Origin of the sequence: Aeromonas sp. S16(2024) (genome assembly GCF_041403065.1) — a bacterium.
Taxonomy (GTDB): Bacteria; Pseudomonadota; Gammaproteobacteria; order Enterobacterales; family Aeromonadaceae; genus Aeromonas.
The window spans coordinates 26,768-43,714 of the sequence record NZ_JBGLQX010000016.1 but is presented as its reverse complement, the minus strand read 5'-3'; the positions used below and the strand labels follow the sequence as shown (position 1 = coordinate 43,714).

13 protein-coding genes and 3 tRNA genes are annotated in these 16,947 nt (G+C 63.3%); 8 read left to right on the top strand and 8 right to left on the bottom strand.

From position 1 onward, the window contains the following. The first annotated feature begins 44 nt into the window (after positions 1 to 44). The 4 genes from ACB030_RS13160 to ACB030_RS13145 all read left to right on the top strand — a co-directional run bounded on the left by ACB030_RS13160 (position 45) and on the right by ACB030_RS13145 (position 1,042). Positions 45 to 120, top strand: a tRNA-His gene (locus tag ACB030_RS13160). A 20-nt stretch (positions 121 to 140) separates the two neighbouring features. Further along, positions 141 to 226: transfer RNA gene (locus ACB030_RS13155), tRNA-Leu, on the top strand. 58 nt (positions 227 to 284) lie between these two features. Next, positions 285 to 361 (top strand) — tRNA-Pro (locus tag ACB030_RS13150). A gap of 177 nt (positions 362 to 538) precedes the next feature. Further along, complete coding sequence (locus ACB030_RS13145; RefSeq protein ID WP_371160352.1) at positions 539 to 1,042, top strand: ricin-type beta-trefoil lectin domain protein; 504 nt, start codon at positions 539 to 541, stop codon at positions 1,040 to 1,042. Here the strand turns inward: ACB030_RS13145 and pyk are convergent. After that, entirely contained in the window at positions 1,032 to 2,510 is a 1,479-nt protein-coding gene (gene pyk, locus ACB030_RS13140; RefSeq protein WP_371160350.1) for a pyruvate kinase, read from the bottom strand. The two genes, ACB030_RS13145 and pyk, sit on opposite strands and share 11 nt — an antisense overlap. Before the next feature lie 71 nt (positions 2,511 to 2,581). After that, positions 2,582 to 3,919 (bottom strand): MFS transporter, encoded by a 1,338-nt coding sequence (locus ACB030_RS13135; protein ID WP_265436387.1) that lies wholly within the window; start codon positions 3,917 to 3,919, stop codon positions 2,582 to 2,584. A gap of 310 nt (positions 3,920 to 4,229) precedes the next feature. On the opposite strand from ACB030_RS13135, the gene ACB030_RS13130 reads away from it, so the two are divergent. Genes ACB030_RS13130 through ACB030_RS13120 form a run of 3 tightly spaced genes read left to right on the top strand, consistent with a single transcriptional unit; the run spans position 4,230 to position 9,183 of the window. Next, positions 4,230 to 5,489 (top strand): ABC transporter substrate-binding protein, encoded by a 1,260-nt coding sequence (locus tag ACB030_RS13130; RefSeq protein ID WP_371160348.1) that lies wholly within the window; start codon positions 4,230 to 4,232, stop codon positions 5,487 to 5,489. Continuing rightward, entirely contained in the window at positions 5,486 to 7,900 is a 2,415-nt protein-coding gene (locus ACB030_RS13125; protein WP_371160346.1) for an ATP-binding protein, read from the top strand. Before ACB030_RS13130 ends, ACB030_RS13125 begins: the two co-directional genes overlap by 4 nt. A 5-nt stretch (positions 7,901 to 7,905) precedes the next feature. Beyond that, complete coding sequence (locus ACB030_RS13120; RefSeq protein ID WP_371160344.1) at positions 7,906 to 9,183, top strand: sigma-54-dependent transcriptional regulator; 1,278 nt, start codon at positions 7,906 to 7,908, stop codon at positions 9,181 to 9,183. Positions 9,184 to 9,187: 4 nt separating this feature from the next. On the opposite strand, the gene ACB030_RS13115 is transcribed toward ACB030_RS13120, so the two are convergent. Beyond that, entirely contained in the window at positions 9,188 to 10,762 is a 1,575-nt protein-coding gene (locus tag ACB030_RS13115; RefSeq protein ID WP_371160342.1) for a methyl-accepting chemotaxis protein, read from the bottom strand. 276 nt (positions 10,763 to 11,038) lie between these two features. On the opposite strand from ACB030_RS13115, the gene ACB030_RS13110 reads away from it, so the two are divergent. Further along, on the top strand, positions 11,039 to 11,353 hold the full coding sequence (locus tag ACB030_RS13110) for a hypothetical protein (RefSeq protein WP_371160340.1): 315 nt from the start codon (positions 11,039 to 11,041) through the stop codon (positions 11,351 to 11,353). Positions 11,354 to 11,412: 59 nt separating this feature from the next. Here the strand turns inward: ACB030_RS13110 and ACB030_RS13105 are convergent, their stop codons facing one another. From ACB030_RS13105 to rpoZ, 5 genes are all read right to left on the bottom strand, one after another. Next, positions 11,413 to 12,225 (bottom strand): Cof-type HAD-IIB family hydrolase, encoded by an 813-nt coding sequence (locus ACB030_RS13105; RefSeq protein WP_371160338.1) that lies wholly within the window; start codon positions 12,223 to 12,225, stop codon positions 11,413 to 11,415. Between the two features lie 195 nt (positions 12,226 to 12,420). Then, positions 12,421 to 13,461 (bottom strand): alpha/beta fold hydrolase, encoded by a 1,041-nt coding sequence (locus tag ACB030_RS13100; protein ID WP_371160336.1) that lies wholly within the window; start codon positions 13,459 to 13,461, stop codon positions 12,421 to 12,423. Beyond that, positions 13,451 to 14,197 (bottom strand): tRNA (guanosine(18)-2'-O)-methyltransferase TrmH, encoded by a 747-nt coding sequence (trmH, locus tag ACB030_RS13095; protein ID WP_371160334.1) that lies wholly within the window; start codon positions 14,195 to 14,197, stop codon positions 13,451 to 13,453. The genes ACB030_RS13100 and trmH overlap by 11 nt, the downstream gene beginning before the upstream one ends. Positions 14,198 to 14,353: 156 nt before the next feature. After that, the gene (gene spoT / locus ACB030_RS13090) at positions 14,354 to 16,471 is read right to left on the bottom strand and encodes a bifunctional GTP diphosphokinase/guanosine-3',5'-bis pyrophosphate 3'-pyrophosphohydrolase (RefSeq protein ID WP_371160332.1); all 2,118 of its coding nucleotides are present in this window, start codon (positions 16,469 to 16,471) and stop codon (positions 14,354 to 14,356) included. Between the two features lie 135 nt (positions 16,472 to 16,606). After that, a complete protein-coding gene (gene rpoZ, locus ACB030_RS13085) occupies positions 16,607 to 16,882 on the bottom strand; it encodes a DNA-directed RNA polymerase subunit omega (protein WP_005307060.1) in 276 nt (91 codons plus the stop codon). Positions 16,883 to 16,947 lie beyond the last annotated feature (65 nt).

The following is a 16,947-nucleotide window of genomic DNA, read 5'->3' as shown; positions in this document are numbered from 1 at the left end:
GTGCGCCAGTTAAGCGGGCGTTGTTGTGGAACAAAACAGCTGTGGTGGCTGTAGCTCAGTTGGTAGAGTCCCGGATTGTGATTCCGGTTGTCGTGGGTTCGAGCCCCATCAGCCACCCCATTTTACAGCTTGTCAGGTATGCGAAGGTGGCGGAATTGGTAGACGCGCTAGCTTCAGGTGTTAGTGCCCCCCGGGTGTGAGGGTTCGAGTCCCTCTCTTCGCACCATACTTGCTGTATGACGAGGATGACCATATGGTCATCTTTGTAGTTTGGAAATACCCATCGGTGATTAGCGCAGCCCGGTAGCGCATCTGGTTTGGGACCAGAGGGTCAAAGGTTCGAATCCTTTATCACCGACCACATTCTGAAAACCTCGCTTAGGCGGGGTTTTTGCTTTTCTGCGTATCTATCACTCCTCTGTCACCTCTTCTTACATTTCTGCAGGCGCCTGTTCGCCGCGAGTTCGTTATGCTTGGCCGGGAGCCACCAGAATAGTGGACACCCGCGACCCATTCAGACACAGGCCTATGCATCATCATGCCACTTCACATCCGATTGCTAGCCCTGATGGCACTGCTGCTCGGCGGCTGTGCCTTGCAGCCGAGACCAGAGAACCTTCTGTTGGGGGCCGCTCCCAGGTCAACGCCGGTTCCACCGGCCACCCTGGTGACCGGCGGCGGCTTCTGCGTGGCCCTGAGCGAGCAGGGTCGCCTGCTAACCGAGCCTTGCGATCAGAGCTCCCGCCAGCTGTTCACCTGGGATGCGGGGGCCTTGCAGCTGGCGCAGGGTTGCCTGATTGCCAGGGAGGATGACGGTCTCGCCGTGGGAGAGTGCCAGGATGACAGCCGTCAATGGCAGTGGCAGGGGGATCGACTGTTCAACCGACAGGTTTCACTATGCCTGGATGTGGCCGGCCGCCGCCACAGAGCCGCGGTGCCGCTGCGGCTGGCCGAGTGCTACGGTGGCGCCAATCAGAGCTTCACCTGGACGCCGACCGGCAGCCTGCTGGATCGCCTTGGACTGCCTGGCCTCAGCGGATGAGGCTGTCCCTCGACTCCTGACGGGACCCGCGCTGGACACCGGGCAGGGGCACCAGACGCCAGACATCCTCGGGACCGGCCCCTTCCAGTGCATCCAGCCGGCTGATGAGCAGGGTCTGGATGCCGTGCAGTTGATCCGCCCGTTGCAGCGTCTCGACCAGCGGGCAGTGGAGGTGCCGGGGTGACTCGTCCAGATAGTGGAGCGGCCTGACCCCCCGCAGTATGGTCATCTGGTTGAGCAGTGGCTGATCATCGGAGAGCGCCCAGATGGGCCCCTGGTGCGCGCCGCGGGAGATGGCGGTGACGGCCTGGCCACCCTTGGTCAGGATGGCGATGCCGCAGGTGTTGTCCAGGCCGAGGCTGGATGTCAGGGGGGTCAGCGCCCTGTGATGACCGGCTTGCACCTGGGGTGTGCTGCCCTGAAGCCAGAGTGGCTGCCCGCCGCCCCCGTCCTGCTCGGCCCCCAGGGTGATGCGGGCCATGGCCTCCACCGCCTCGACGGGAAAGTGGCCGGCGGCCGACTCGGCCGAGAGCATGACGGCATCGGTCCCGTCCAGCACGGCGTTGGCCACATCCAGCACCTCGGCCCGGGTCGGCATGGGGCTGGCGAGCATGGACTCCATCATCTGGGTCGCCGTGATCACCGGCCGACCGAGCAAGCGGCAACGCTGGATCAGTGTCTTCTGCACGCCGGGCAGCCTGGCATCCCCAATTTCGACCCCGAGATCTCCCCTGGCCACCATGATGATGTCGGCGGCATGAATGATCTCGTCCATGGCCTCGATGGAGGCGACCACCTCGGCCCGCTCCACCTTGGCGATGATGGCCGCCCTGCTGCCGGTGGCGCGGATCAGCTGGCGAGCCTCCTGCAAGTCCGCCGCGCTGCGAGGGAAGGAGACGGCCACGAAATCGGCGTCAATCTGCCGGGCAAGGAGAATGTCGGCCCTGTCCTTGTCGGTCAGGGCCGGTGCGCTCAGGCCACCGCCGAGCACATTGATCCCCTTGCGACTGGACAGGGTACCGCCGACCAGCACCCGGGTGTGCACCTCGGTCCCCGCAATCCGCTCCACCCTGAACTGCAGGCGACCGTCATCGAGCAGCAGTATGTTGCCGACCCCGACCTCCGCCACCAGTGCCGGATAGTCGAGCCCGACTCTCTCTTGGTTGCCCTGTGCGGGATCCAGATCTGCGTCCAGGATGAAGCCGTCTCCCGGCTTCAGCTGAATGCTGCCCGCCGCCAGGCTGGCGATCCGGATCTTGGGGCCCTGCAGGTCGGCCAGTATGCCGATGTGCAGCCCGAGCCGGCTGGCGACCTCGCGGATCCGCCCTGCGACTTGCCTGTGCTGCTCGTGGCTGCCGTGGGAGAAGTTGAGGCGAAAGACATTGGCGCCCGCGAGCAGCAACTTCTCCACCATCTCGCAGGAGGAGCTGGCCGGGCCCAGGGTGGCGATAATCTTGGTTTTACGCATGGGGTGACTCTCTTGGGTAGTGCAGGAAACAAAAAAGGTGGTCAAGCGACCACCTTTTTTGCGAGCAGGCATCAGTAGTTGACGACTTTCTTGGCATTCCACACCGTCATGGCGAGCAGCATGGAGACCACAGAGGCTCCGAGCCAGAAGTACTGGGCACTGCTGAAGTCATAGTGGGTGACTCCGTCGACCACGCTGGTCTCGATCAGGGCGGCGGAGACCAGCTCCTGGCCGGAGGCGGCGATGTAGGAGCACAGACCGATGAAGCCCTTCACCGCCCCCACTGCCGTCTTGGGCATCAGGTCGCAGGCGGTCAGGCCGGCCAGGAACACCACCAGACCCCCGATGGAGTAGCCGATCAGGGAGAGGGCGACGGCATCCATCATGCGGCTCTGGGGGCCCCAGAACATCAGGCACATGCCGGCGATGTTGGCCAGGCCGTACAGCAGGGTCGGAATGTGGCGGTTGGCGTTGAACAGCTTGTCGGAGATGACCCCGGCCAGGATGGCGCCGATGAAACCGGCGATGGGGTAGGCGGACATGGCGAAGCCGGCATCGATCAGGCTGTAACCCTTCTGCTCCTGCAGATAGAGCACGGCCCAGGAGCTCATGGCATAGCGGGACATGTACATGCAGGCGCAGGCGGCGGCGATGAGCCAGACCACCGGCTGCTTGAGAATGAACAGCTGGGCGCGGCGGATCTCGGCCGGCTCGACCTTCTTGGCGATCTCGGGCTCTTCGCCGAAGGCGACGGCAGGCTCCGGCAGGGCATAGGTCTGCGGGCGATCCTTCAGGACCAGGTACATCAGGATGGCGGCGACACCGGAGGCGATACCGGCGCCGATGAAGCCGGCCTGCCAGCCGAAGTAGCTGACGACGGTGGCGGTCAGGATCCAGGAGATGCCTTCACCTATGTTGCGCGAACCGCCCCAGATGGAATAGACGGAGCCGCGCTGCTTGGGGGAGAACCACTGGAAGATGGAGACGCAGGAGGGGGCCGAGCCGATGGACTGGAACCAGCCGTTCAGGCCCCACATCAGCACCAGGAAGAAGGTGGCTGTGTTCATGCCCATCAGGATGGTGCAGACCGCGGAGGCGCCCAGGGCGACCGACATGAAGCGGCCTATGTTGGCGTAATCCGACAGGAAGCCGTTGGAGAATTTGCCGACCGCATAGGTGAACAGGAAGGCGGAACCTATCACCCCCAGCTCGTCCAGGGTGACTATGCCGGCATCCAGCAGGGGCTTCTTGACCACGTTAAGGCTCATACGAACCACGTAGAACATGGCGTAGCCCAGTACCAGACCCAGGAAGACCTGCCACTGATATTTGCGATAGATGGATCTTATCTTGTCCGGCGAGGCGTCCATGACCGGCAGGTCGGCTCGCGTCTTGAAGAAGTTGAACATGTTGTGCTCCGTGAAGGTGGGTAGCGGAAGTGCAGAGAGGCTCTGACTGTCGCCGCCATCTTAGGGAGCCTGTTCGGACCCTTACAAAACGCGCTTTTCGGGTCAGTTGTGACTCAAGGGGCCGCTTTCCTGAGTCAGAAATGGCAGCTTTCGCCTGGCCCGCCCATGCGGGATCAAAGACAATAAGCCAGGAGGAGGAGGGGGAATGAGTCAGATCCGGCCCATGGCCCCGGCCGGGTGTTTTTGACCGGATCTCGAATCTTTGATCGTTCGCACACATTCGATGACCACGGGGAGTCAGCCAGCCGTTATGCGTACCCATTGCCGACTGCTATCCATCTTGATGCTGATCTGTGGCGGACTCGGCAACGGGGCCGGTGCCGCCTCGCTGACGGTGCTGACCTCCTTCTCCGAGAGCCCGGTCAGGGCCATGGTAGCGGGGTTCACCGAGGCCAACCCCGGGGTCAGGGTCGAGGTGATCTACAGGCGCACCTTGCCCGCCCTGCGACTGCTGACCCAGGCCGACGGGGCCCCGGTGGACGTGGTGCTCTCCTCGTCCCCCACCTTCTTCCACTCGCTGGACAGGGCGGGCCTGCTGACCGAATTGCCGATCAAGAGCCGGGCCCCCGCCTGGTTGAGCCCGCATACCATGGGGCTGGAGGAGAAGGTGGCAGTGGTCGGCTATTCCGGCATCGGCATCATGTACAACAGGCGCTATCTGGAAAAATACCGGCTGCCGGTGCCGACCAGCTGGCAGAGCCTGGCCGACCCCGCCTTCATGGGCCATGTGATGATGAGCTCCCCCTCCCAGTCCGGCACCACGCACATGATGGTGGAGAGCATACTGCAGCAATATGGCTGGCAGCAGGGCTGGGCCATGCTGATGCAGATCGGCGGCAACCTGTCCGCCATCACGGCCCGCAGCTTCGGGGTCAGCGACGGCATCAGTCGCGGGCTGGCGGGGGCTGGCCTGGTGATCGAGAGCTACGCCCGCACCAGCAAGGCCCGCTTCGATTACATCGGCTTCACCCCCCTGCCACAGGCGGCCATATTGCCGACCTACCTGGCGGTGACCCGCAGCAGCCGGCAATCGGCGCTGGCCGGTCACTTCATCGATTACCTGCTCTCCGCCGAGGGGCAGGCCATAGTCGGCACCTCGGAGATGGCCAAGGTGACGCTCACCGAGCCGAAGCTGGCGCAGCAGACCGAGTTCGTGATCGACAAGGCGCTGCTCTATGGGCGCGCCAACCTGTTGAAGGCGCTGTTCGATCAGACCATCACCCAGCAGTTGCCCAAGTTGCGACTCACCTGGCAAGGCCTCGCCGAGGCGGAGGCCGGAGGGGATGTCGAGCGGGCCGCTCTGCTGGCCAAGGCGAGGGCCCTGGCCAGCACGCCCCCCCTGAGCGAGGCGGAGGCGCGGGAGCCTGCCACCCTGGCGCTGTTTGATGCCATCTACGAGCAGGACAGGCCCAATCCCCAGGCCGAGCGTCTGCAACATCGGTGGCGCCAGCTCACCCGGGACAATCTGACGGCCGCCATGGTGCTGGTGGAACAGGCGGCCAAACCGTGAGGCGCTGGCGGCTGCGCTGGCCCGGCACCCTGGGGCGGCGGCTCAGGCTCTCCTTCGTGGCCATCCTTGTCCTGGCCCTGGCCATGGGGGGCACGGCCTATGTGATGTGGGACAGGCTGGGCCGCCAGGTGGGGCTGATCGTCGAGGAGAGTCTGCCGGCCATCGATGATGCCTACCGGCTGGAGCGGGCCAGCTCCCGTTTGCTGCTGCAACTGGCCCAGCTCAGGGACGCCCCCACCCTGGGGGATTACCAGCGGCTCTCCCGCCAGGTATCGGTGACCCTGCGGCAGATGCGCCAATCCGCCCTCTCCAGCAGCCCGGACAACCGGGAAACCCCCAGCCAGCGCCAGGCCTTCGCCGAGCTCGGCGAGCGGGTCGAGCGCCACGCCGGCTACCTGCGCCAGCAGCTGGATCATCAGGAGATGCTGAGCCAGATGCGAAAGCGCAGCGCCTGGCTGCACCAGGATCTGGTCGAGGAGGTAGCCCCCCTGCTGCAGGAGGTGGAGTGGCACCTGACCGGCATGGTGGCGAACCAGGAGCAGCGGGAGACCCTGGCTGAGGTGATCAAGGAGTTCTCCGCCCTGCAGGATCTGACCTTCAAGGAGAACGAGCTGCAGGGCCTGGTGGAGGAGGTGATAGCCCAGCGTTATCAGCAGGATCTGGAGAGCGCCTTCCTGTTCATCGGCTACAAGATCGACGAGATCGACGGCCTGACGGCCCGTCTCGCCGATTACCCCTCGACGGTGAGCTATCGCCAGATCCTCGAAGAGATAGTCACCCTGGTCAAACCCGGCGGCCAGCTGCAACAGCTGCTGGCCGCCGACGTGCAGACCCATCAACGGCTGGAGGCGCTGCGCCCCCAGTTGGATGAATCCGTCTCCCGCTACCATGCCAGGGTGAGCCGGGTGGTGACCGAGGCCAACCAGGCGCTGCGCACCCTGAGCCATGACAGTCATCGCATGGTGGCCACCGGCAAGACCGTGATCCTGGTGGGGCTGAGCCTCTCTGTGCTGATCGGGGGCCTGGTGCTGGTGGTGCTGATCGGGCGGCGGCTGATCCGGCGCCTGGACATCCTGGGTCAGGATCTGGCCAGGGTCGCCGCCGGGCAGCTGGATCAACCGATCCGCACCCTGGGGCGGGACGAGATTGGCCGCCTGGGGGAGAGCCTGCGCAGCTTCTGCGAGCAGTTGCAGCAGATGGAGAAGAGCAATGCCCTCAACCTCATCAACAACACCCAGGCCTCCCTCATCACCTGTCATCAGGACGGGACTATAGAGTCCGTCAACCCGAGTGCCCTGACCCTGTTCCAGCAGAGCGCCATCGCGCCGGAACAGCCGCTGTGGCAGCTGTTCCCCGGCGAGGGCTGCGCCGTGCTGGCGGCCCAGTTCCAGCCCGATCAGCCGTTGCAGCGCTTCGGCAGCAGCGAATGCACCCTGGCCGTCGAGCTGGCGGGGCAGATACGCTACCTGCACTTCAACTTCCGCCGCTTCGAGCAGGCCAGACGATCCAAGTTCATCATCACCATCACGGATGTGACCCGCCAGGAGCTGACCGCCCGGGAGCTGGGGCTGCTGGTGGCGGAGCGTACCAGGGAGCTGACCGAGAACAACCGGCGGTTGGCCGAGGAGGTGACCCAGCGGGAGCAGGCCCAGCGCAACCTGCTGCAGACCCAGGACGAGCTGATCCAGGCGGCCAAGATGGCGGTGGTCGGCCAGGCCATGACCAGCCTGGCCCATGAGCTCAACCAGCCGCTGTCGGCCATGATGACCTACCTCTACACCAGCCGGATGGCGCTGGCGACCGGGGAGAGCCAGCGGCTCGGCCAGGAGCTGGACAAGATAGAGCGACTCGCTCAGCGGATGAACCGCATCATCACGGCGCTGCGCAACTTTGCCCGCAAGTCGCCACAGCTCGACGCCCTCTGCCGGCTGGACCTGCACGAGCTGGCGGAACAGTCCCTGCTGCTGGTGGAGAACCGCGCCAGGCACGAGGCTTGCCAACTGCACAACGAGCTGCCCCCCGGGCTCTGGATCCAGGGCGACCCCGGTCTGGTGGAGCAGGTGCTGGTCAACCTGCTGGTGAACGGCCTCGATGCCATCGCCGGGCGGGAGTCGCGCCAGCTGCGGCTGATACTGCTCGAGCGGGGGAGTGCGCGGGTGCGCATCGCTCTGTGTGACAGCGGCCCCGGTTTCGCCGAGGCCATATTGCCCAGTCTGTTTACCCCCTTCACCAGCTCCAAGGAGGTGGGGCTGGGACTGGGGCTGACCATCTGCCGCTCCCTGCTGGCGCGCTGCGCCGGTGAAATAGGGCTGGCCTCTGCCCTGGAGGGCGGTGCCATGGTGGTGCTGGAGTTTACCGTCGACCCATCGGCGCTGCCGATGACGTCTGCCTATGATGACGCGCGGGAGTGAGAACCATGCTGTTGACCCGTAGTCGCCCCACCGATGTGCTGCTGGTGGATGATGACGAAGATGTACTGGAATCCTATTGCCATCTGCTGAACTTGTCGGGCTACAAACCCAGGGGGCTCGCCGATCCTGAGCAGGCACTGGCTCTGCTCGACGACCAGTGGCCCGGCGTGCTGGTGTCAGACATCTACATGCCGGCGATGAATGGCCTGGATCTGCTGGCCCAGGTGCAGCAGATAGATGCCGAGATCCCGGTGATCCTGATCACCGGGCACGGGGACATCCCCCTGGCGGTCAGGGCGGTCAAGCAGGGGGCCTTCGATTTTCTGGAGAAGCCGCTGCACCCCGAGGCCCTGCTGGATCTGCTGACGCGCGCCATGGCGCACAGGCGGGAGGTACTGGCCAGGCGCGGCGAGATCCAGACGGCCGTGGAGCATCAGCTGATCGGCACCAGCCCCCAGATCGTCGCCCTGCGTCATCAGCTCAACCAGCTGGCCCAGACCGACAAGGATCTCATGCTGGAGGGGGAGCCGGGCACCGGCCGCCATACCCTGGCCGAGCTGCTGCACCGCATCGGCGCCCGCAAGGAGCAGAGGCTGCAACTGCACGACTGCGCCGCGGCCCCCGACCTTGCAGCCTTGAAAGAGAGCCTGGCGCTCAGCCGTGGCGGCACCCTGGTGCTGAATGCGCCCGCCAGGCTGACGCCTGAGTGCCAGCGCTGGCTGGGGGGCCATCTGCTGGAGCAGGAGCGCAAGGGGGACAAGGAGCAACGCACCCTAGCCCTGTTTGACGAGGCGCCAGAGCAACTGGTGGAGAGCCACCAGCTGATGCCGGAGCTCTATTACTACCTCTCCCAGGTGCGGCTCAAGCTGCCCCGGCTGGCGGAGCGCAGCTGCGACATCATCCCGCTGTTTCGCGCCTTCCTCCATCAGGGTTGCAAGCGCATCGGCCGGCCCGCCCCCCAGGTGGATCGCGCCTACCTGGAGACGCTCAAGCGCCATCAGTGGCCGGGCAACATCCGGGAGCTGCGCAACGTGGCCGAGCTCTATGCGGTGGGCATCATCAAGCTGGCGGGGGTCGAGCGCGCCATCCCGGCCGCCAGCGCCAGGGAGCCCCTCGACGACCTGGTGGAGGAGTACGAGAAGCGAGTGATAGAGGACACCCTGTTTCTCTTCTCCGGGCGGGTGAGCGAGGCCGCCAGCTACCTCGGCATCCCGCGCAAGAAGCTCTACCTGCGCATGAAAAAGCACAATCTCGAGAAGGAGCAGTTCAAGCCTCGCGGCTGAGGTGTCAGAGCTTGAACTGTTGCACCGTGGTGGCCAGTTGCTGGCTCTGGTCTTCCAGCTGGCCACAGGTCTGGCGAATGATCTCCAGGTTCTCCAGCATGGCACGACCATTGCCTGCGACGACGCTCAGATTGTGGTTGATCTCGGTGCTGACGCAGCTCTGTTCATGGGCTGCATCCCGGATCTGGCCGTTCATCTCGTTGATGATGGTGATCGCCTGGGTCATCTGGCTCAGGCTCTCCCTGGTCTGGTGTGCCTGAGCGACAGCCTGGGTGCCGCTCTGGCTGCTGGCCTCCATCTTCTGCACGGCCAATTGGCTGCCCTGTTGCAGCCGCTCGATCATCTGCTGTATTTCACCCGTGCTGTGCTGGGTCTTGCTGGCCAGGGTGCGGACCTCGTCGGCTACTACGGCAAAGCCGCGCCCCTGCTCCCCGGCCCGGGCCGCTTCGATGGCCGCATTGAGTGCCAGCAGATTGGTCTGTTCGGCAATGCCGCGGATCACCTCCAGCACCGAAGAGATGTGCCCGACATCTTGCTCCAGCCGCTGAATGCCCTGTTCCGAGCTGTGGATATCCCGCGCCAGTGACTCCATCGCCGTGACCGTATTCATCAGGTCCGCCGTGGCGCTCTTTACCTGGCCGGCCGCCTCGGCCGAAGCGTGCTCGGTTCGGCTGGCGTGCGTCACCATGAGGGCGCTGGTGGCGTTCTGCTCCTCCACCGCGGCGGCAATTTGATCGCTTTGGCGCTGCTGATCTTCGGCATTGCCGAGCATCTGTTCCATCAGGGAGTGCAGCTGCCGTGATGCCGACTGCACAGTGCTGGCGGTCTGGCTGACATCGCTGACGATCCTGTGTACCTGATCGATGAAGCGGTTAAATGTGGAGCCGAGGGTACCAATCTCGTCGCGCGAGGTGATGGTGAGGCGTCGGGTGAGGTCTCCCTCGCCCTGGGCGATATCCTCAAGCGCCTGCTGCATCTGGTTGAGGGGTCTGAGGGTGAGCCGGGTGACTGACCAGGTAAGTACCAGGGCCAGCAGTATGGCGATGAGTGTGCCCAAGCTCAAAACCTGCTGCGCATGCTGGCTCGATGCCTGAACCTCCAGTCTGAGGGCCTGCTGGGATAGCGCGATCGCATCCTTGAGCACATTGAGTTGCTTGCGGATGGTGGTGAACTGTTGCTGTGATGCTTGGAAATGGCTGGCAAGCAGATGGCTGCTCTCATGGGGAGTGGCAAACACGGCCTGATAGTGTGCGAGCCAGAGATCAAACTCCGCCAGCATGAGGTCAAGATTGCTCTGGTACTGCTTGCCGAGGAGGCCTGCATCGATCAGGGTTTGCACCTGGACAAGCCTGTTTTTCGCCTTGTGGCCATTATCCTGAAACTCCGCTAGCTGATGCGTCACATTTTCGGTGGTGAGGCCACCCACGCTTAGCCCCTGGCCTGCGGCAATGACCTGATAGAGGTCACGATAGGCATCTTCCAGGGAGTTTTGTACCGGCAGTATCTGCTCGACAACGGTGCGATTAACCCGCTGCTGCTCGCTAAAACTGGTGTAGGCAACGGCAACTACGCTGGACATGATGATCAGCACAATCAACACGGGTAAGCGGGTTTTGGTTGTGAGGGACAAGCGATTGAGAAGTGTCATGGCGGTGCGTCTCGCAAGGGGGGTAAATAACGTGCCATTGTCGGACTTCATGTTTTAAAAGGGCTCATACGGGTGTCTCGCTGTTGGGTAGGAGCCATAAAAATTTGAGTTATTACCGGCACATAAGGGTGCAGTCGGTGTAGATAGGGGCGAAACTTGTTCGAGTAGTGAGCAGTAAGTTCTGTTCTGTCAGCCAAGAGGTGCATCATGAGATGTCCAAGGTGTCTGAAAGAAGGGGTTGAAAAAGCATTGGATGAACGGGTCGGTCGGGCCTGTGCCCTGGGTTGTGGCGCGGCGGGGGGCTATGCCTGTGCGGCGACCTTTGCCAAGATCGGGGCCGGGCTGGGGGCCACGCTGGGTGGCGTGGGGATACCCATAGGCGCCATCGCGGGTGCCCTGAGCGGCGCCCTGGTCGGTGGTGCAACCGGTGGTGGGGTCGGGCTATGGTTGGGTCGCACCCTGGATCGGCAGATCTCCCGGCAGTACTGGTGCAAGGAGTGCAGCCACAGTTTCAAGCGATGAGGCGCTCGCGCGCCTTGGTTCCATGGCGATCCCGAGGGAGATCGCCATGAAGGCGGAGATCAGGCCGCGCCTGTCTGATCGATGGCGAACAGCTGCTCCAGATAGACGGCGACGCCATCCTCATCCGAACTCAGGGTTCTGTCGTGTTCGCTCAGGGCCAGCTTGAGGCGATCATGGGCGTTGCCCATCACCACACCCCGACCCACCATGCTCAGCATCTCGAAGTCGTTCATGCCATCACCGAAGGCGACCGCCTGGGACATCTCAAGCCCATGCTGTTCCAGTACGGCGCGCACGGCATTGCCCTTGTGTACCCCGGCGTGCATCACCTCGAGGCAATCCGGCAGGGAGAAGGTGACATTGATCCGATCACCATAACGCTGGTTGAGCTCTGCCTCTATCTGCAGCAGCTTCTCGTGCTCGCCGATGTAGAAGACCTTGTTGATCTTGTCCAGCGGGTGGCTGGCGAGATCGGTCAGGCGATAGCTGAAGCCGGAGTCGTGATGGAACTGCAGCAACCAGGGCATCTCCTCTTCCACCAGCCATTCGTCGCCGTAGTAGACGTTGATGTGGATGGAGGGGTCGCGCTCCAGGGCGATCAGTTCGGCTGCCACAGTGCTCGGCAGCGCCTGGTTGAAGACGAGAGTGTCCTGCTTGTCGTGTACCACGGCGCCGTTGGAGGTGATGAGGTAGATATCCAGTCCCAGAGCATCGCGGATGCTGCGCACATCCACATGATGGCGACCGGTGGCCACCACGAACTTGACCCCTTGATCGACCAGACGGTGCAGGGTATCTCGGGTGCGGGGGGAGATCTGGTGCTGCCCGTTGAGCAGGGTACCATCGAGATCGGACACAACTACCTTGAACATCATTACCTCGGCATCAGTGGAACGCCGGGGCAGTGTACCCCAGCGTCTTGCGTCACCCCATTTATTTAGGGATCCAAAAAATAACCAGTCCCGGGGTCTGCTGTCGTGCTGGTACAGGCCGCGCCTGGGTGGCAAGTGACGCCATTTGGGACGCGGGACGCTGACCATTCCCCTGGCAAGTCACGCAACGGGCCGCTAGAAGCGGGCGAAGAAGTCCAGGGTCGCGGTCAGAGCCTGCAGACGCTGGGCATCGGCCTCGATGAACAGCTCGTGCCAGCCCCCCTCGATCCGCAGCGGCTTGCCCCCTTCACACTGGAGCCGGGCACAGAAGTTGTCCTGGGCCTGGTTATCGACAATGCCGTCTTCCCCGGCCTGGATCAGCAGTAGCGGTGTCTTGATCCTGTCTGCCTCCGCGATGGCGGCATCCCCGGCCTTGATACCCTCGCGGATCCAGTGCGCCGTCACTCCACCCAGCTTGATCTGCGGACGCTGCTCATAGAGCTGGCGGAATGCCTGGTAGCGGGGCTCGCTGTGGCTCAGGCCGTTGTCGGCAAACTCATGGGAGACATAGCCAGTCTGGCCCGGGCCATAGGGGGGCTCGCCCCACCAGCTGCCGACCGTATCCATGGTGGCCGCCAGCCCCTGGGCCAGCCACTTGGGCAGGCCGCCGAGGTTGATGCCCATCATGGGAGAGGAGAGCACGGCCGCCTTGATGTCGTCCGGCCAGCGCTCCAGATAGCGGGCCGAGATGGCGCCGCCCATGGAGTGGGCCAGCAGGAACAACTTGGCAGGCTTGTCCGCCAGTATGACGTCATCATGGAACTGCTTCAGGTCCAGCACATAGTCGTCGAAGTCGGCGACATAGCCCTTCTCCTTGTCCGTCAGCAGGCGATCTGACAGCCCTTGGCCGCGGTGGTCAATGAGGTAGAGGCTGTAGCCCTGGCGCCACAGATCCCAGGCCAGCTCCTGATACTTGAGGTAGCTTTCGACCCGGCCGTTGACGATGAGGATGGCGCGATCAACCTTTGCCTGGCGCAGGGTGGCGTAGCGGATGGTGACCCCGTCCTTGCCCTTGAACGCTCCCTCTACGGCATGGTCGCGCCAGAAATCCGGCAGGGTCTGTTGATGGAGGGCGGGGACTTCGGCTTCCGTGGTCAGCTGGTAGGGATTGGTCACGGCAAGGGCTCCGGCAGAAAACAGGGTCAGGGCCAGCAGGGGCAGAGCGTTAAATTTCATCGGTTGGATACTCCATATCCAGGGGATCGTCCTGTTGTGCGGCCCAGCCCTTGCGGGTCAGCTGCATCCGCTGCCACCAAGCTTCGTCCGCCAGGATCTCACCGGCCGGACCGAGCTGGGGATAGGGCATCTCTTTCTCTTTGCAGAGCTGGGCATAGATGGGGTAGCCCCCCTCGAACAGTATGCTGTTCTGCTCCTCCAGGTCGAGCGGGCAGCCGCGCTGGTAGCAGCCGGCCAGCTCGCGCTGGCGCTGGGCCTCGTAGAGGATGGCGGCGGCGGCCACCGAGACGTTGAGGGACTGCACCATGCCCACCATGGGAATGACGATATGGTGATCGGCCAAGGCCAGCGCCTCTTCGCCGATGCCGTGCTTCTCCTGACCCACCAGGATGGCGGTGGGCTTGGTGTAGTCGATGGCGCGAAAATCCACCGAGCTCTCCGAGAGGTGGGTCGCCAGGATCTGCATGCCGGAGGCTTTCAGTTCTGCCACGGCGGTGCCTATGTCCGGGTGCAGCTTGACGTCGACCCAGTTCTGGCTGCCGCGGGCGGTGCCCTTTCGCTTGTGGATCCAGGTCTTGGGCCAGACGGCGTGGACCCGGTGAATGCCGATGGCATCGGCGGTGCGCACTATGGCGGCCAGATTGTGAGGCTTGTGGACCTCTTCCATGCAGACGGTCAAATCGAGCTGGCGCTGGGCCAGCATGTCGGAGATCCGTTTAAAGCGTTCAGGTGTCATGTCAGTTTCTATGCAGTGAGTCTTGTGCACGCATCTCTTGCATACAGACGGTCAAATCGAGCTGGCGCTGGGCCAGCATGTCGGTGATGCGCTTGAAGCGTTCGGGGGTCATGGCTTGTCTCTATAAAAGCAGCAGGCGGCTTGCGCCGCCTGTGTTCAGTTTTTCTGTCGGCTCACCCTGAGCACATTGGGCATCACCCGGATCTTGCGCATTATGTTGGCAAGGTGGATGCGGCCCTTGGTGGTGATGAGCAGGGTGACCAGATAGACCCGGCCATCCTTCTCTTCTGTGCTGATGGCGTGGATGTTGGCGCCGGTGGCGGCAATCACGTTGGCCAGCTCCGCCAGGGCACCCTGGTGGTTGACGATCTCGATGCTGATGCCGGTGCGGAACTCCTGCTCCTGCTCCTTGTCCACTTCCCACTGCACCGGCAGGTACTTGTCCGGCTCGCGGCTGTAGCCCTTGATGTTGCGGCAGGACTCCTGGTGAATGACCAGTCCCTTGCCCGGGCTGATGTGGGCGATGATGGCATCCCCCGGGATCGGGCGACAGCAGTTCGCGAAGGTGACCAGCATGCCGTCGGCCCCCTTGATGGGCATCTTCTTGCTGCTGGATTTCGGTTGCTCTTCCGGCGGCAGCTCGTCACCCAGCATGCGGCGCGCCACCATGACGCTCATGGCATTGCCCAACCCCACGTCGGCCAGCAGGCCCTGCAGGTTCTCGTGCTTGGTGTCGGCCAGCACCTGCTTGATGCGCGGCTCGGGGATGTCTTCGATGTTCTTGGCGCCGAGCGCATGGTTGAGCAGGCGGCGTCCCAGCACCACCGACTCTTCGGTGCGCAGGTTCTTGAGGAACTGGCGGATCTTGGAGCGTGCCTTGGTGGTCACCACGAAGTTGAGCCAGGCCGCGTTGGGGCGGGCGCCCGGCGCCGTGATGATCTCCACCGTCTGACCCGAATGCAGCGGGCTGCTCAGCGGATAGGGGTGGCGGTCGACCCGGGAGCCGACGCAGGCGTGACCGATGTCGGTGTGCACCGTGTAGGCGAAATCCACCGGGGTGGCGCCGGCGGGCAGCTCCATGATGCGGCCCTCCGGCGTGAAGACGTAGATCTCGTCCGGGAACAGGTCGGTCTTGACCCCTTCGATGAACTCAAAGGAGCTGCCGGCGCTCTGCTGCAACTCCAGCAGGCTCTGCATCCAGCGCTGGGCGCGGATCTGGGCCGTGGTGCCCGAGCTGTCGCCATCCTGCTTGTAGGCCCAGTGGGCGGCAACCCCCTTGTCGGCCATCTGATCCATGAATTCGGTGCGGATCTGCACCTCCACCGGTACCCCGTGCGGTCCCACCAATGAGGTGTGCAGGGACTGGTAGCCGTTGCTCTTGGGAATGGCGATGTAGTCCTTGAAGCGGCCGGGGCGGGGCTTGTAGAGGCTGTGCATCTGCCCAAGCACCCGGTAACAGGTGTCTATGTCCTTCACCCTGACGCGGAAGGCGTAGATATCCATCACCTCATGGAACTGCAGCTCTTTCTTCTCCATCTTGTTGTAGATGGAGAACAGGTTTTTCTCGCGACCGCTGACCTGGGCATCTATGCCGGCCTCGCGCAGGCGACCCTCAATCTCGCTCTCGATGGAGTCGATGATCTCGCGGCGATTGCCGCGGGCGCGGCGTACCGATTCCCGCAGCACCCGTGAACGCATGGGATAGAGCGCCTCGAAGCCCAGCTCTTCCAGCTCGTTCTTCATGGTGTGAATGCCGAGGCGGTTGGCGATGGGGGCGAAGATCTCGAGGGTTTCCCGGGCGATGCGGCGACGCTTGTCCGGCCGCAGTGAGCCGAGGGTGCGCATGTTGTGGGTGCGGTCGGCGAGTTTGATCAGGATGACCCGGATGTCCTGGGTCATGGCCATCACCATCTTGCGGAAGTTCTCGGCCTGGGCTTCCTTGCGATCGCGGAACTTCAGCTTGTCGAGCTTGGAGACGCCGGCTACCAGTTCGGCGACGGCGTTGCCGAACAGCTCGGCGAGATCGTCCTTGGTGACCGGGGTATCTTCGATGACGTCGTGCAGCACGGCGGCCATCAGGGTTTCGTGATCGAGTCGCATGTCGCCGAGAATGCGGGCAACGGCAACCGGGTGGGTGATATAGGGCTCGCCGCTGGAACGCATCTGTCCCTGGTGAGCGTCACGGGCCACCACATAGGCTTGCCTGAGCTTCTCAACCTGCTCTGAAGGCAGGTAGGAACTGGCTATTTCTTTAAGGTTTTCAAATAAATACAAGACAGTCCCCGCAGCGGTGAAACGACAATCCGTGGAATTGAGGGTATGCCCTCGAGTTTGCGAGGTTTTCGAGCGGTTGTAAATGGGAAGAACAGTCGGCACCCGGGCGGGCGCCGACTATGAGAAATAACTGACTTAACCGCGGCCTTCGGCGATGGCAGCAACGGCAGCCAGCTCGGCGGCTTCCTGCTCTTGCTGCTCGTAGCGGTCCTGGGTATCCATCACCTGGTTGTTGACCAGACCCAGTTCGATCTCGCGCAGGGCGATCACGGTCGGCTTGTCGTTCTCTTCGTCGACCAGGGGATCTTTGCCTTGTACCGCGATTTGACGGGCGCGGCGTGCGGCGACCAGCACCAGGTCAAAACGGTTACCTACCTGTTTTACAGCATCTTCTACAGTAACGCGTGCCATGCAGGACTCCAGTGTTTGGGCTTTCTGTGTTTGAAAAAGCAGTGTTTAAAAATGACGCAAAAGTT

Coding starts and splice junctions, on each gene's coding strand:
- ACB030_RS13145 (WP_371160352.1), top strand. CDS start 539: ATGCCACTTCACATCCGATTGCTAGCCCTGATGGCACTGCTGCTCGGC.
- pyk (WP_371160350.1), bottom strand. CDS start 2,510: ATGCGTAAAACCAAGATTATCGCCACCCTGGGCCCGGCCAGCTCCTCC.
- ACB030_RS13135 (WP_265436387.1), bottom strand. CDS start 3,919: ATGTTCAACTTCTTCAAGACGCGAGCCGACCTGCCGGTCATGGACGCC.
- ACB030_RS13130 (WP_371160348.1), top strand. CDS start 4,230: ATGCGTACCCATTGCCGACTGCTATCCATCTTGATGCTGATCTGTGGC.
- ACB030_RS13120 (WP_371160344.1), top strand. CDS start 7,906: ATGCTGTTGACCCGTAGTCGCCCCACCGATGTGCTGCTGGTGGATGAT.
- ACB030_RS13115 (WP_371160342.1), bottom strand. CDS start 10,762: ATGTCCAGCGTAGTTGCCGTTGCCTACACCAGTTTTAGCGAGCAGCAG.
- ACB030_RS13110 (WP_371160340.1), top strand. CDS start 11,039: ATGAGATGTCCAAGGTGTCTGAAAGAAGGGGTTGAAAAAGCATTGGAT.
- ACB030_RS13105 (WP_371160338.1), bottom strand. CDS start 12,225: ATGTTCAAGGTAGTTGTGTCCGATCTCGATGGTACCCTGCTCAACGGG.
- ACB030_RS13100 (WP_371160336.1), bottom strand. CDS start 13,461: ATGAAATTTAACGCTCTGCCCCTGCTGGCCCTGACCCTGTTTTCTGCC.
- trmH (WP_371160334.1), bottom strand. CDS start 14,197: ATGACACCTGAACGCTTTAAACGGATCTCCGACATGCTGGCCCAGCGC.
- rpoZ (WP_005307060.1), bottom strand. CDS start 16,882: ATGGCACGCGTTACTGTAGAAGATGCTGTAAAACAGGTAGGTAACCGT.